The sequence below is a fragment of the Nonomuraea sp. NPDC052129 genome, from assembly GCF_040680095.1.
Taxonomy (GTDB): domain Bacteria; phylum Actinomycetota; class Actinomycetes; order Streptosporangiales; family Streptosporangiaceae; genus Nonomuraea.
Genome location: NZ_JBFAVX010000001.1, coordinates 820,751 through 834,979 on the forward strand (window position 1 = coordinate 820,751; position 14,229 = coordinate 834,979).

Sequence of the window (14,229 nt, forward strand, 5' to 3'; positions counted from 1 at the left end):
CACCCCAGCCTGCCCCCTCAACCGGAATCCCGGCCGCCCAGGCAGTCCTCCGCCTCGTCGACCAGACCGTGCACGAACGCGGCCAACTCGGACGATGTCAGGACCGCCCGCATCCCCACGCCGCTGGAGCCCCAGGCTTCGACGTAGGCCCTGCGGGTCACCCGCCACTCGCCCTGGGCGGGTAGCCAGATGGGGATGGTCCTGAGCTGGCAGCGTAGCTCCCCGCCGTTCACCGCGCCGGACCTCGCGCGATATCGGAACCAGAACAGCTCGCTCCCGCCTTCGTCGCCGGGGAACCTGTCATCAGGATCCGGCCATTTGCCCGCTTCGCCCTGCTCCTGCTCCTCGCGTGCCCGGCTGACGCCGCGCGCCAGCCGTTCCAGCAGCCAGGCACACCGCTCGCCGACGATCCCGTACGGCGCGCCGTCGCGGCGGAGTTCCAGGGTGATCTCGTACGGCGTGCCGACGCTGTCCGTGCACGCGACGGGCGTGACGGTCAGGTATGAGCCGTCAACACAGCGGAGTCCTCCCATGTCCAGAGGGTATCCCCCGTCAAACCACGGCAAACCCGTAGAAATACCCAGCTGTACCACCGAATACCTGGTCGCGGTCGGTGCCGCCGAGCAGGGCCGTGGCCACCTCCCAGACCGTCCGGTAGTCGGCCGCCAGCAGGGCCACAGGCCAGTCGCTGCCGTACATCAGCCGCTCGGGCCCGAACGCCTCCACCGCGTGCTCCACGTACGGCCTGAGGTCCTCCACGGTCCACTCCTGGTGGTCCGCCTCGGTGACCAGTCCCGAGACCTTGGCGTACACGTTGGGGCACGCCGCGGCCCGGGTGAGCTGGGCCGCCCACGGCTCCCACTCGTGGTCCTTGATCCGCGGCTTGGACAGGTGGTCGATGACGATCTTCAGGCTCGGATGCCGCTCGGCGAGGGTGACCACGTGATCGAGGTGGCGCGGCAGCAGCGACGGCACGTCGAGGGTCAGACCGGCCTCGGCCAGCAGTCCCAGTGACTCCAGGACGCGGTCTTGGACCACCCAGTCGGGGTCGGGCTCGTCGTGAATGAGGTGGCGGACACCGGCAAACTTCGGATGTCTCCCGTAGCGGTCGATGGCCGCCGCGGCCTCCTCCGGACGCTCCAGCGGCACCCAGCCGACGACCGCGGCGATGAAGTCGTGCGCCTCGGCCTGGGCCAGCATGGCGTCGGTGTCCTCGTAGCAGTCGGCCGCCTGCACCAGGACCGTGGCTTCTATGCCGGTGGCGGCGAGCTCCGGCCGCAGGTCCTCGGGGGCGAAGGTGCGGTGCAGGGGGCCTAGGTCGGGGGTCAGCCAGGTGTACCAACCGGTCTCGACATTCCAGAAATGCTGGTGCGCATCCACTATCACCCGGCAAACCTAGGATGTCTGGATATATCAGATCAAGAGGCACCAGCCATGTGGCCGCCCTGCCTGACGCGCGACCGACCGCGCCACTCGCCCTGACGCGCGACCGCGCCGGCCGTCGCGATGACGGCCGGCGCGGTCGGTGCCGGTTGGTTCCGGAGGCTGCCGATTGGTGCTGGTGGGTCAGCTCAGCCGGTCGAGGAGGGCGTTGTACTCCTCCCACAGCTCCTTGGGCAGGTGCGAGCCGAACTTGTCGAAGTGGGCCGGGATCAGCGCCGCCTCCTCCCGCCACACCTCGCGGTCGACCGTGAGCAGCGTACGCAGGTCCTCTTCCGCCAGGTCAAGGCCCTCGACGTCGAGCGCGTCCGGCAGCAGGCCGATCGGGCTGGACACGGCCTCGGCCTCGCCGTTGAGCCGGTCCACGATCCACTTGAGCACGCGGCTGTTCTCGCCGAAGCCGGGCCAGATGAACTTGCCGTCGGCGTTCTTGCGGAACCAGTTCACGTAGTAGATGCGCGGCAGCCTGGCGTTCTCGCGGCGGCCGATCTCCAGCCAGTGGGCGAAGTAGTCGCCCATGTTGTAGCCGCAGAACGGCAGCATCGCGAACGGGTCGTGACGCAGCTCACCGACCTTGCCCTCGGCGGCGGCGGTCTTCTCGGAGGCGACGTTGGCTCCGAGGAAGACGCCGTGCTCCCAGCTCAGCGACTCGGTGACCAGCGGCACCGCGGTGGCGCGGCGGCCGCCGAACAGGATCGCCGAGATGGGCACGCCCTTGGGGTCCTGCCATTCGGGGGCGATGGTCGGGCACTGCGCGGCGGGGGTGGTGAAGCGCGCGTTCGGATGGGCGGCGGGCTCGTCGGACTCCGGCGTCCACGAGCGACCCTTCCAGTCGGTCAGGTGCGCGGGCGGCTCGGCGGTGAGCCCCTCCCACCACACGTCCCCGTCGTCGGTCAGCGCGACGTTGGTGAAGATGCTGTTGCCCCAGAGCGTCTTGACCGCGTTGGCGTTGGTGACCTCGCCGGTGCCGGGCGCGACGCCGAAGAAGCCGGCCTCGGGGTTGATGGCGTGGAGGCGGCCGTCGTCGCCGAACCGCATCCAGGCGATGTCGTCACCGACCGTCTCGACCTTCCAGCCGGGGATCGTCGGCTGGAGCATGGCGAGGTTGGTCTTGCCGCAGGCGCTCGGGAACGCGGCCGCGATGTAGCGGGTCTCGCCCGAGGGCGGGGTCAGCTTGAGGATGAGCATGTGCTCGGCGAGCCAGCCCTCGTCGCGGGCCATGACGCTGGCGATGCGCAGGGCGTAGCACTTCTTGCCGAGCAGCGCGTTGCCGCCGTAGCCGGAGCCGTAGGACCAGATCTCGCGGCTCTCCGGGAAGTGGCTGATGTACTTGGTCGAGCTGCACGGCCACGGCACGTCCTCCTGGCCGTCGGCCAGCGGCGCGCCGACGGAGTGGACGGCCTTGACGAACTCGCCGCGCTCCTCGATCAGGCGCAAGGCCCGCTCCCCCATGCGGGTCATGACCCGCATGGAGACAGCCACGTACGGCGAGTCGGTGATCTCGACGCCGAGCTGGGAGATCTCCCCGCCCAGCGGACCCATGCAGAACGGCACGACGTACATGGTCCGGCCGCGCATGCTGCCGGCGAACAGCTTGCCGAACGTCCGGCGCATCTCGGCGGGCGCGACCCAGTTGTTCGTCGGCCCGGCGTCCTCCTCGCGCTCGGAGCAGATGAACGTACGGTCCTCGACCCGGGCCACGTCGGTCGGGTCGGACTTGGCGTAGAAACTGTTGGGCCGCTTGGCCAGGCGCGTGAACGTGCCCTGCTCGACGAGCAGGTTGGTCAGGCGCGTCCACTCCTCCTCCGAGCCATCGCACCACTCGATCCGGTCGGGCTGGGTCAATGCGGCGATCTGGTTCACCCAGGCGACCAATTCGGCATTGCTCGTCGGGGCGGGTACTTCCACGGAAACGGACACGGCGGCGGCTCCTCCACTCTTCAGGGCCCAAACATCATTCACGACGACGGCGCGAAAAAGCCAATTGGCATAGACCTATGCCTGGATCTGGCCGTCGCCGCAGGCTGCGGCCTCGATGATTGGGGGAGCCTACCCCGAAGAAGCGGTTTCAAAAGAAAGCGACCCGCCCACTGCCCGGCGAATGAAGTTGGTCTAAACCAATTTCGCAAGAGGTTTAGTCCATTCGCCGGAGAGTTTTTCCTGCGTACTCTCAGGAATTGACGTCCGGCCCGGCGGAGCGAACTCGGTCGACGTGTTGCAGCGCGTCTCGCAGTTCGGACAGCCAGGTGTCGGTGTGCTTTCCGACCAGTCGTACGCACCAGGCCAGCGCGTCGCTGCGGCTACGGGCCACGCCCGCGGCGACGAGCGTGTCGAGCACCTGGCGTTCCTGCTGTCGCAGGCGTGTCATGACGGGCACCGAAAGAGTGGTGAACATCACAGTGGTGTCGCCGCAGACGACACCCCAGGACACCTTCTGCCGGAACCGCCGCTCGGCCTCCTTGGCGATCTCGATGCGGCGCTCGCGCGTCTCTTCCCTGAACCGCCCGATGAGCCCCTCGATCAGGGCCGCCTTCTCGACGTCCGATCCCTCGGAGCCGGGCTCCGGCAGTGTGCCGAGCACCGCGATCTCCTCGCGGTCCAGGACGATCTCCGGCGCCTCGGTGAACCATTCCTCGGGCAACCGCCCGGTGAACCAGCCCTTGATCTGGGCCGCTGCTTCATCACTTGCCATGTAATTAGAATTACACGGTTGCCGGGAAAAAGCACGTGCGGAAGGGCTGTCTATTTATGAATGAAGCCGTCAGCGAACGCGGGCCGCGAGCGTCGGGCTGACCCTGACGATCCCGGCCAGGTTCCGGGTGCTCATCGGGGCGATCTTGACCACGTCGCCGGTGCGCGGGGCCACCACCATCTTGCCGTCGCCCCAGTAGATCGCCACGTGCGAGATGTAGCCGGGATTGGTCGGGTCCAGGCGCCAGAAAATCAGGTCACCCGGCTGGATCTGGGCGAGCGGCACCTGCGGCCCGGCCAGCCATTGCTGGTGCGTCACCCGCGGCATACGCACGCCCGCCTGCGCGAAGGCCCACTGGACCAGGCCTGAGCAGTCGAAGGTGTCCGGGCCCTCCGCGCCCCACACGTACGGCCTGCCCAGCTTGGTGGCGGCGGCCCTGAGCGCGACGGTGATCTGCTCGCCGCTCATGAACGAGCCGGCCGCCCAGGTACGGACCTTGGCCTGCGCGGGGGGCAGCACCGGGTTGACCATGGCCGTCTGCGTGCCCTTGGGGAGCACCTTGAGCAGGGCCTTGCGCAGCTTGTCGGAATTGGCCTTGGGCGCGCTCACGATCAGCGCGTTGTCGCGCGGCAGGCCGAGCGTGCGCCCGACCTCGCGGGAGACGACGGCGTCGACCGCGCCGAAGCCGGTCGTGGCGTAGGCCCCGATGCGCAGCGGCCCGGCGGGGCCGCGCACCCGGCTGTGCAGGCTGAGGCCGCCGTCGCTGCCGAGCACGAACGAGACCGCCACGTCGCCGGCCGCCACGTTGTTCCACAGCGCGTCGGAGGCCGCCGTGACCTTGGGCGTGTAGGCGCGGAAGGTCGAGGGGTCGACCGCGAGCGTCTGCACCCGCTTGTCGTCGAGCATGATCGAGGCCGCGTCGGCGAGTTCGAGGGCGGTCACCCCGCGCAGCCGGGCCACCTTGCGCAGCAGTTCGTTGGTCAGCGGCTTACGGGTGACCACGAAGAGGTTGGGCTTGTGTAATTGGCCGAGCGGCTTCACCGGCTGCGCGGTCTTGCCGGCCTCGGCCGCCAGGGTCTGCTGGGGCGCGGGGCGCTGCTGCGGCCGTACGGCGGCCGCGGGCAGCTGGCCGCCCACCTGCCGCTGGCCCACCTGCGCGAGCAGCAGCAGGTCGGCGGTCAGCACCGCGACGAGCGAAACCACGATGAACGGGACCAGCTTGTGGTGGTCCCGCCGCTTCCTGGAGCGGACCAGGAAGCTGAGATCCTGCCGGATACCGGAGGAACGCGAAAAATCCGCCGGACCTTCGTGGGCCCGGCGGGTTGTGTCTTCGGAAGTCAGTTGCCGATGTACGGAACGGCCTCGAGGATCTCGACGGTGTTCTGGCGACCGTTGGGCATGGAGTAGGTCGCCTTTTCGCCGATCTTTTTACCATTGATCGCCGCGCCAAGGGGCGATTTCGGCGAGTACACGTCGATCGGGGCGCCGCTCTCCTCACGGGACGCCAGCAGGAAGGTCACCTCATCGTCGTCGCGGACGAACCGGATCGTCACGGTCATGCCGGGGCCGACGACCCCTTCGGTCTTCGGTGCCTCTCCCACCTGGGCGTTGTCGATGATCTGCCGGAGGTGGAAGATGCGGGCCTCCATCTTGCCCTGCTCATCCTTGGCCGCGTGATAGCCGCCGTTCTCCTTCAGGTCACCTTCCTCACGGGCGGCCTCGATCTTCTTGGCGATGTCGACGCGCCCTGGGCCCGAGAGGTATTCGTACTCCGCCTTGAGACGGTCGTACGCCTCCTGCGTCAGCCATGTGACGTTCTCATCGCGAGAGTCGGCCACGGGTTCTCCTTGCTTGCCTAGGGGGCCCTGAGATCACTTGAGGTTGCATTCGGTTGAATTGCGAAAGGCTAACAACTCAACAGCTCGTACGCTTCCTCAAACGTCTCATTCTACGAGATGGCAGTACTGGATGTGGACGGACGTGGCCTGGGCACTCGTGTCCAGGCGCTCCTTGAGCTGCTTACTACCCCCACCAGCGGGAATTCTTACTTCCCTGCTGCCCACTTCTGCGTGGTTGACATCTGTGGCCCTGATACCGCATACGGCGGCCCGGTCGACCGGCTTGCTCACCTCGAAGGTGATCTCGGCCTCGTCGGGGCGATTGGCCTGGAACGACACCACCTGGGGGATGGCCCCGGTGTTGCCGCCGGTCATCGACCACATCACGTAGCCCCAGCCACCTGCGATGATGGCCACCAGCACGCCGATGACGACGTGCACGACGAAGCGGCCCCGGCGCTCAGGACGATCGGGGAAGTCGTCGGGTGTGCCGAGAACTGGACGGCTCTCGACATCTTCGGTGGCCATGGCGGAATCTCCCTGCACTCCCTCAGCGTTATCCGAGACAATTGTTCCCTGCGGGGGTCACGCCCTCGCGACCGCCCAGCTGAACCTAACCTCTCTGGGCAAGTGATCGGTCCAACTGAGGAGACATCGAGCCCGTGAGTGCACCGTTGAGGCTGATGGCCGTCCACGCCCACCCCGACGACGAGTCGAGCAAGGGCGCCGCCACGATGGCGCGCTACGTCCGTGAAGGCGTTGACGTGCTGGTCTGTACGCTCACGGGCGGTGAGCGAGGCTCTGTGCTCAACCCCAAGATGGACCGGCCGGAGATCGTCGACAACATCGGCGAGGTCCGCAAAGCGGAAATGGCCCGCGCGCGGGAGATTCTTGGAGTTCAGCAGGAGTTCATGGGCTTCGTCGACTCCGGCCTGCCGGAGAACGAGGAGGAGGAGCTGCCCGAGGGCTGCTTCGCGGTGCAGAAGCTCGAAGACGCCTCCGCGCCCCTTGTCGCCGCCGTGCGCGCGTTCAGGCCGCACGTCATCGTCACGTACGACGACGACGGTGGCTACCCGCACCCCGACCACATCATGACGAACCGGGTCTCGGTGGAGGCGTTCGAGGCGGCCGGCGACCCCGACCGCTACCCGGGCACCGGCGACCCGTGGCAGCCGCTGAAGCTTTACTACCAAATGGGCTTCACCAAGGAGCGGTTCGAGGCGCTGCACGACGCGATGACCTCGCGCGGCATGGGCTCCCCCTACTCCGACTGGATCTCCCGCTGGGAGGACCGGCCCGCCAAGTGGCCGGTGACGACCCGGGTGCCCTGCGCCGACTACTTCGAGCTGCGCGACGAGGCGCTGCTCGCGCACGCCACCCAGGTGGACCCCGACGGCTTCTGGTTCGTCTGCCCGCGCGAGCTCCAGCAGGAGATCTGGCCGACCGAGGACTACCACCTGGCGCGCTCCCTGGTCGACACCGAGCTGCCGGAAGACGATCTGTTCGCCGGAATCCACGCCGACGAGGTCTCCGCCGCCTGCCACTGACCGGAATCCACGCCTGCCGCCTGCCACTGACCGGAGCATGACCCCCCGGTGGCAGACTGGAGGAGTGATAACTCTCGCAGCGGGTGATGTGAGTCCGGGCCTGCTCGGCTTCGTCGTCGTCGCCCTCATCGGGGTCGCCCTGTACATCCTGATCAAATCGATGAACAAGCAGATGTCGAAGATCCAGGTGCCCCGGGCGGCCGACATCGACGACAAGAAGGCCGAATAGATGCCGGTCGAAATAGTCGACAACGTGGCGCAGAGCCGGTTCGAGATTCTCGTGGACGGCACGGTCGCCGGGTTCGCCGACTACCGTCTGCTGCCCACGAAGATCGTCTTCACGCACACCGAGGTGCTGCCCCAACATGAGGGGCAGGGCCTGGCGGGCAAGCTGGTCGGGCACGCCCTCGACGCGAGCAGGGACACCGGCCTGCGGGTGGTGCCCCTCTGCCCGTACGTCGTCAAGTACATCGAGCGCCACCCCCAGTACAAGGATCTGGTCGACGACTCAGCCGCTGGGTGACCACGCGGTGTCAGCCGCTCAGGCGACGTCAGTCGCTGGGTGACCAGGCGCGTTCGAGGGCCTTGGGCAGGCCCCACCAGCCCAGCGGGGTGAGCACGTCCTCGGTGTCGACGATGCCCAGATAGCCCCACAAGGTGACCACCGGCACGAACAGCCGCTCGGTCGCGTCGAGGTCGTCGGCGTCCTGGTCGTCGATGTCGATGTCCTCCGACTCGGCGATGAGCCGGGCCAGCCGCTCGGGCGAGGCGAGCACGCCGGGACCCAGCCGGGTCAGGGCCGCCACCGCGGCCAGCCAGTCGGCGTGCTGGATGGCGCACAGGTTGGCCAGCACGGTGTCCTCGTGGCTGAGGTCGCCGTCGATGTCCGCGAACTCCTCCAGGCTGTCGCCGGCCTCCGACAGGTCGGAGATGGGCCCGGCGATGCCGGCCGTCACCGACAGCCAGAGCTCGCCGTTGTCCTCGGGCATCGGCCGGTCGTCGAGCCCGGCGCAGGCCCGCAGCACGTTCGCCGGGTAGCCGGGCAGGCCGAGCAGCTCGCGCAGCAGCGCCCCGGCCCGCCACAGCTCGTCAGCGGGCAGCTCGGGCGGCTTGGGCAGCTCGCCGACGATCCGCCGCAGCTCGGCCAGCGCGAACGCCTCCTCCTCGTCCCAGGCGGCGAACAGCTCCTCGTCCTGCTCGTCACTGACCGCGAACCCGGGCACCCGGCCGTCGGGCTGCGGCTCGCTCAGCCAGCGCTCCTGAAGCTCCTCGTACGTCCTGCGGGCCCCCGAGTCACCGGCGACCAGCGCGTCGGGGTCGATCTCCCCCGCGTTGACGCGGTCCTCCAGATACCGCACGAGCAGCGAGAACATCTCCTCGGCCACCGGTCCGCGCTCGTCCTCCTCCGGCCAGACGAAGTAGCCGGGCGTCATCAGCATGGGCTCGGTGCCGGTCGACTCGACCCAGCGCTGCACGTCGCCGACCGTGGCGACGCCCGACTCGATCGTGCCGAGTGTCGCCCTGGCCGACTCCCAGAACGCCAGGGAGAGCGGGTTGCCCGCGGCCATCAACGCGCGCCGCAGGTCGGGCAGCGCCACCAGCGCCACCCCGGAGGGCACGGCGAGCAAGGCGCGGGCCACGTCCCTGCGGGTGAGGGCGGCGGCGGGGCGGCCGGCATGCGTGCACACGAAGTCCAGATCCACGCTCCGTAACTTACGCCCCCGCCGTCCCCACCACACGCGTGTGCGCGTGACCGACCTCCGTCGTCCTTTGCCGGCTGTTGATGATGCCGCCCAGGCGAATGTTGGTCGTCAGGTGATTCCCAGATCCACGGTGACGGAGAAGGGGGCAGCAGCCTTGATCACTCCGGTGAACATCTCGCCGTCCCTGTAGGCATTGGTGGCGGGGTCGAGAACGTAGGTGTAGATGATGGGGACACCGGTTACGGCCTGTTCGATACGCCAGTAGAAGGGGATGCCGGCCTTGGCGTACTGGTCCACCTTCACGATTCGGTCGGTGGTCTCTGAGCCGGGCGATACGACCTCGACCACCAGGAGTACGTGTTCGGGGCGGGTGGGCGTGAGGTCGATGGTCTCCGCCCGGTAGACGATGACGTCCGGACGGCGGTTGGTGAGCGGAACGTCCCGCAGGCGGACGTCGAAGTCCGTGTCGGCGTTCCAGTCCGGGCCTGCGGCGGCGTCCAGGGCATCGGCCAGGACCCGGGCCAGCCGGTTGTGCCGCTTGGAGGCGCTCAGGCTGACCACGATCATCCCGTCCACGATCTCAATGCCGGCACACTGTTCCTCGGACCAGGAGTCGTACTGTTGTTCCGCGCTGATCTGGTTGTGCATCCACGCGGGCGTCACCATCTCGGCGGTCATGGTGTGTGCCTCCTTCGATGACCCCCAACAGTTCCAGCGCCGCTGGGCTCAGCTTACTGTCGGCGATGCCGAGGCACCCGATCTTTGAAGAGCGCGATTGCCCTGCCGGCTGAGCGAGGCAGAGCCCGTGCGGAGCCTCACCGACGGGGTGGGCATTGTGAGAGGCTGAATCGTATGAACCGGCTAGCTGATGCAACGTCGCCGTATCTGCTTCAGCACGCTGACAATCCGGTCGACTGGTGGCCCTGGACGCCCGAGGCATTCGAGGAAGCGCGACGGCGCGATGTGCCTGTCCTGCTGTCGGTCGGCTACTCGGCGTGTCACTGGTGTCACGTGATGGCGCACGAGAGTTTCGAGGACGCCGACACCGCGCGGCTGATGAACGAGCACTTCGTCAACGTCAAAGTGGACCGCGAGGAGCGGCCCGACGTCGACGCCGTCTACATGAGCGCCACCCAGGCCATGATCCACCAGGGCGGCTGGCCCATGACGGTCTTCGCCACGCCCGAGGGCCATCCGTTCTACTGCGGCACCTACTTCCCGCGGCTCCAGTTCCAGCGGCTGCTGCGTGGTGTGCGCGACGCGTGGGCCGGCGACCGGGCGACCGTCACCGAGCAGGGGTCGAAGGTGGTCGAGGCGCTCAACGCGCACACGACGCTGCCCACCGGGCCGCTGCCCGGCGAGGAGACGCTGGCGCTGGCCGTACGGAATCTGCGGGAGTCGTTCGACAAGGTCCGCGGCGGGTTCGGCGGCGCGCCCAAGTTCCCGCCGTCGATGGTGCTGGAGTTCCTGCTGCGCTCCGGCGAGACCGAGATGAGCGGCCGCACGCTGGAGTCGATGGCGCGCGGCGGGATGTACGACCAGCTCGGCGGCGGATTCGCGCGCTACAGCGTCGACGCGGGCTGGGTGGTGCCGCACTTCGAGAAGATGCTGTACGACAACGCGCTGCTGCTGCGGGTCTACACGCACTGGTGGAAAGCGAGCCGGGCGCCCCTCGCCCGGCGGGTGGCGCTGGAGACGGCCGAGTGGCTGCTGCGCGAGCTGCGCACCGCCGAGGGCGGTTTCGCCTCGGCGCTCGACGCCGACAGTGAGGGCGAGGAGGGCCGGTTCTACGTCTGGACGCCGGAGCAGCTGCGTGAGGTGCTCGGCGAGGAGGACGGGGAGTGGGCCACGCGGCTCTTCGAGGTGCGGGGGACGTTCGAGCACGGCACGTCGGTGCTGCAGCTGCTCACCGACCCTGACACGGATGACGCGGCGCGGTTCGACGACGTACGGGCGCGGTTGCTCGCCGCCAGGGAGCTGCGAGTCCGGCCGGGGCGTGATGACAAGGTCGTGGCCTCGTGGAACGGCCTGGCCATCGCCGCCCTGGTGGAGACCGGCACGGTGTTCGACCGGCCGGATCTGGTGGCGGCCGCCCGGCAGGCGGCGGAGCTGCTCGAAGACGTGCACATGGACGGCGGCAGGCTGCTGCGGACCTCGCGCGACGGGCGGGCGGGCCGCAATGCCGGAGTCCTGGAGGACTACGCGAATCTGGCCGAGGGGCTGATCGCCCTCTACGGCGTGACCGGGGAGACGCGCTGGCACCGGCTGGCGGGCTCGCTGCTCGACACCGTGCTGGACCGGTTCGGGGACGGCGAAGGCGGGTTCTACGACACGGCCGACGACGCCGAACGGCTGTTCCAGCGGCCGCAGGATCCCACCGACAACGCGACCCCGTCGGGACAGTACGCCGCGGCCGGGGCGCTGCTGTCCTACTCGGCGCTGACGGGGTCCACACGGCACCGTGAGGCCGCCTACGCGGCGCTGGGCACGGTGTCCGTGCTGGCCACGGGGCACGCGCGGTTCGCCGGCTGGGGGCTGGCTGTGGCGCGGGCGGCGCTCAGTGGTCCCGTCGAGGTGGCGGTCGTCGGGCCGATGGACGACCCGCGTACGCGGGCGCTGCACCGCGAGGCGCTGCTGGCCGACGTTCCCGGTCTGGTGGTCGCACTGGGCGACGGCGAAGGCGTGCCGCCGGGCGGGCCCGAGCTGCTGGAAGGCCGCGGGCCGGTCGGCGGCCTTCCCGCCGCGTACGTGTGCCGGGGCTTCACCTGCCGGATGCCCGTCACCACCCCGGAGGAGCTGCGGGCCGAACTAGCCGACCGGTGACCGGCCGGTGTCGCTCCACCGGCCGGTGTTGTTCTCGTCGGGGCCGGTCGTGGGGACGTCCGGCTGGCCGGTGGGCGGGCCGCCGGTGTCGTTCTGCCGCGGCGGATCCTGCTGCGTGTCGGGGCCCTGCGTGGTGGGCTGCTCCGTGCTCGGCTGCTCGGTGACCTCAGGGGTGGGCGAGGACCACGGGTCGGGTGCCTGGGTGTGCTGCGGTTCCTGCGGCATGTCCTGGCGCTGGTCGGGGCGGGCCCAGTCGTCGGAGCCATATCCGTAGTCCGACGGCTCGGGGAACTCCATGACCGGCTTGCCCGCCATGGCCTCGGTCATGAACGCCCGCCAGATCTGGGCGGGCAGCTGCCCACCGAACTGCACCCCGTAGCCCGGGATCTCCACCGGCTTGTTGTCCTCGCGGAACATGTCGACGGCGACGGCGAGCTGCGGTGTGAAGCCGTTGAACCAGACCGCCTGGGAGTTGTCCGTGGTGCCCGTCTTGCCGGCCACCGGGCGGTCGTACAGCCTGGCCGCGGTGCCGGTGCCGTACTTGACGACCTGCTGCATCGCGTACGTGGTGTCGGCGGCGGCCTGTTCGCTGACCACCTGGGTCGACGCGCCCTTGATCACGTTCTTCTTGCTGTCGGGGGCGGTCACCGACTTCACGACGTGCGCCTCCATGTGGACGCCGCCGTTGGCGAAGGAGGAGAAGCCGGAGGCGTTCTGCACGGCGCTCAGCGAGGCGACGCCGAGCGGGAACGTGGCGGCCGCCTCGTGCTGCTTGAGCTGCGTCTCCGGGATGCCCGCCGCGACGGCGGTGGCGGCCACCTTGTCGAGGCCGACCTTCTGGCCGAGGTCGACGAAGGCGGTGTTGACGGAGTTCTGGGTGGCGCTGATCAGGTTGATCTCGCCGTACGAGCGGTCGCTGTCGTTGGGGATGGGCTTGCTGGCCGAGGCCACGCGCATCGGCGAGTTGCCGTTGACCCTGGTGGACAGGTCGAAGCCGTTGTTGAGCGCGGCGGCCAGCGTGTAGGGCTTGAACGTGGAGCCGGCCATCACCTTGGCCGAGAAGGCGTTGTCGTACTCGGAGCGGTCGGGGCGCCCGCCGTAGAAGGCGACGACCTCGCCGGTGGCCGGATCGACGGCCGCCAGCCCGGTGCGCACCTTCTTGGGCGTCCCCTCGGGCAGCACGGTCTTGATCGCGTTCTCGGCCGCGAGCATGAGCTTCTTGTCGAACGTCGTGACGACTCTCAGCCCGCCGCCGTTGATGTCCTCGTCGGTGTAGCCGCGCCGGTTGAGCTCGGCGGTGACCTGGTCGAGCATGTACTGGGCCTGGCCCTTGAGCTCGAACGGCTTCTTCGGCGCCTTGAGCACCGGGAACGTCTGGGCGGCGGCCTGCTCGGCGGTGAGCGTGCCCGTCTGCCGCATGGCGTCGATCACGGCCTGCCAGCGGGCCTCGGCGGCGTCGAGGTCGGCGCCCTTGGGGTCGGCGAAGCGGCTGGGCTGCTGGATCACCGCGGCCAGGTACGCGCCTTCGGCCACGCTCAGCTTGCCGACATCCTTGCCGAAGTACGCCTGCGCGGCCGCCTGGGCACCGTTGGCGCCGCGGCCGAAGTAGATCGTGTTGAGGTACTGCTCAAGGACCCAGTCCTTGGACTTGGACTGGTCGACCTTGATGGAGATCATGATCTCCTTGAACTTGCGGGTGATGGACCGTTCCTGGCTGAGGCCGCTGTAGTAGTTGCGGACCAGCTGCTGGGTGATCGTCGAACCGCCCTGGAGCTGCTGCCCGGAGATGGTGGACCACACGGCTCGCGCGGTGCCTTTGACCGAGACGCCGCCGTCTTGGTAGAAGGAGCGGTTCTCGGCTGCTATCACCGCGTCACGTACGTGCTGGGGAACCTTGTCCAGCGGAACGTTCCTGCGGTCGATGCCCTTCTTGGCGAGCACGCTCTTGCCGTCGCGGTAGTAGATCACCGACCCCTGGGCCGTGGCGTCCTTCTGGGTGCTGTCGGGGATCGGAGTCATCGCCCACGCGACGGCGAAAAGCCCTATTGCCAAGAGGATCCCGGCGCCGAAAACGATCAACAGCCGTTTAAGGATCCGCCGCTTTCGCATGCCTTTTTCACCACCGATCCGCACCCACAACCCCCGATCGCGCCTCACCAAACCCCCGTCAGCTGGGCGAATGTCAA

The 14,229-nt window shown here is 68.7% G+C and carries 14 protein-coding genes; 4 read left to right on the forward strand and 10 right to left on the reverse strand.

Features of this window, described 5'->3' with window-relative positions; genetic code table 11:
• Positions 1-17: 17 nt before the first annotated feature.
• The 7 genes from AB0L53_RS03815 to AB0L53_RS03845 all read right to left on the reverse strand — a co-directional run bounded on the left by AB0L53_RS03815 (position 18) and on the right by AB0L53_RS03845 (position 6,498).
• A complete protein-coding gene (locus AB0L53_RS03815) occupies positions 18-533 on the reverse strand; it encodes a hypothetical protein (RefSeq protein ID WP_363989787.1) in 516 nt (171 codons plus the stop codon).
• A 19-nt stretch (positions 534-552) separates the two neighbouring features.
• Positions 553-1,386: an amidohydrolase family protein gene (locus AB0L53_RS03820; protein ID WP_363989790.1), complete on the reverse strand. Its 834-nt coding sequence runs from the start codon at positions 1,384-1,386 to the stop codon at positions 553-555.
• A 180-nt stretch (positions 1,387-1,566) separates the two neighbouring features.
• Entirely contained in the window at positions 1,567-3,360 is a 1,794-nt protein-coding gene (locus tag AB0L53_RS03825) for a phosphoenolpyruvate carboxykinase (GTP) (protein WP_363989793.1), read from the reverse strand.
• A gap of 250 nt (positions 3,361-3,610) precedes the next feature.
• Entirely contained in the window at positions 3,611-4,132 is a 522-nt protein-coding gene (locus tag AB0L53_RS03830) for a hypothetical protein (protein ID WP_363989796.1), read from the reverse strand.
• Between the two features lie 69 nt (positions 4,133-4,201).
• The gene (locus AB0L53_RS03835) at positions 4,202-5,335 is read right to left on the reverse strand and encodes a C40 family peptidase (protein WP_363989799.1); all 1,134 of its coding nucleotides are present in this window, start codon (positions 5,333-5,335) and stop codon (positions 4,202-4,204) included.
• Between the two features lie 134 nt (positions 5,336-5,469).
• A complete protein-coding gene (greA, locus tag AB0L53_RS03840; protein WP_225296428.1) occupies positions 5,470-5,970 on the reverse strand; it encodes a transcription elongation factor GreA in 501 nt (166 codons plus the stop codon).
• Between the two features lie 105 nt (positions 5,971-6,075).
• Entirely contained in the window at positions 6,076-6,498 is a 423-nt protein-coding gene (locus AB0L53_RS03845; RefSeq protein ID WP_363989803.1) for a DUF4307 domain-containing protein, read from the reverse strand.
• 134 nt (positions 6,499-6,632) lie between these two features.
• Between AB0L53_RS03845 and mca the strand changes: the two genes are divergently transcribed.
• The 3 genes from mca (at position 6,633) to AB0L53_RS03860 (ending at position 8,040) form a co-directional block, all read left to right on the forward strand.
• Entirely contained in the window at positions 6,633-7,517 is an 885-nt protein-coding gene (gene mca, locus AB0L53_RS03850; protein ID WP_357944021.1) for a mycothiol conjugate amidase Mca, read from the forward strand.
• 64 nt (positions 7,518-7,581) lie between these two features.
• A complete protein-coding gene (locus tag AB0L53_RS03855) occupies positions 7,582-7,746 on the forward strand; it encodes a hypothetical protein (RefSeq protein WP_358448767.1) in 165 nt (54 codons plus the stop codon).
• Complete coding sequence (locus tag AB0L53_RS03860) at positions 7,747-8,040, forward strand: GNAT family N-acetyltransferase (RefSeq protein WP_363989807.1); 294 nt, start codon at positions 7,747-7,749, stop codon at positions 8,038-8,040.
• A 28-nt stretch (positions 8,041-8,068) separates the two neighbouring features.
• On the opposite strand, the gene AB0L53_RS03865 is transcribed toward AB0L53_RS03860, so the two are convergent.
• Both AB0L53_RS03865 and AB0L53_RS03870 read right to left on the reverse strand, forming a co-directional pair.
• Positions 8,069-9,220 carry a hypothetical protein gene (locus AB0L53_RS03865; RefSeq protein WP_363989810.1) on the reverse strand — a complete coding sequence of 384 codons (1,152 nt, stop codon included), beginning with the start codon at positions 9,218-9,220 and terminating at the stop codon, positions 8,069-8,071.
• A 108-nt stretch (positions 9,221-9,328) separates the two neighbouring features.
• On the reverse strand, positions 9,329-9,898 hold the full coding sequence (locus AB0L53_RS03870; RefSeq protein WP_363989813.1) for a Uma2 family endonuclease: 570 nt from the start codon (positions 9,896-9,898) through the stop codon (positions 9,329-9,331).
• A gap of 174 nt (positions 9,899-10,072) precedes the next feature.
• On the opposite strand from AB0L53_RS03870, the gene AB0L53_RS03875 reads away from it, so the two are divergent.
• A complete protein-coding gene (locus AB0L53_RS03875) occupies positions 10,073-12,043 on the forward strand; it encodes a thioredoxin domain-containing protein (protein ID WP_363989816.1) in 1,971 nt (656 codons plus the stop codon).
• On the opposite strand, the gene AB0L53_RS03880 is transcribed toward AB0L53_RS03875, so the two are convergent.
• On the reverse strand, positions 12,029-14,095 hold the full coding sequence (locus tag AB0L53_RS03880; RefSeq protein WP_363989819.1) for a transglycosylase domain-containing protein: 2,067 nt from the start codon (positions 14,093-14,095) through the stop codon (positions 12,029-12,031). The two genes, AB0L53_RS03875 and AB0L53_RS03880, sit on opposite strands and share 15 nt — an antisense overlap.
• Positions 14,096-14,229 lie beyond the last annotated feature (134 nt).

What these genes read in the sequence shown, in the direction of transcription:
- AB0L53_RS03815 (WP_363989787.1), bottom strand. Translation starts at nt 533, where the DNA reads ATGGGAGGACTCCGCTGTGTTGACGGCTCATACCTGACCGTCACGCCC.
- AB0L53_RS03830 (WP_363989796.1), bottom strand. Translation starts at nt 4,132, where the DNA reads ATGGCAAGTGATGAAGCAGCGGCCCAGATCAAGGGCTGGTTCACCGGG.
- AB0L53_RS03845 (WP_363989803.1), bottom strand. Translation starts at nt 6,498, where the DNA reads ATGGCCACCGAAGATGTCGAGAGCCGTCCAGTTCTCGGCACACCCGAC.
- AB0L53_RS03860 (WP_363989807.1), top strand. Translation starts at nt 7,747, where the DNA reads ATGCCGGTCGAAATAGTCGACAACGTGGCGCAGAGCCGGTTCGAGATT.
- AB0L53_RS03870 (WP_363989813.1), bottom strand. Translation starts at nt 9,898, where the DNA reads ATGACCGCCGAGATGGTGACGCCCGCGTGGATGCACAACCAGATCAGC.
- AB0L53_RS03875 (WP_363989816.1), top strand. Translation starts at nt 10,073, where the DNA reads ATGAACCGGCTAGCTGATGCAACGTCGCCGTATCTGCTTCAGCACGCT.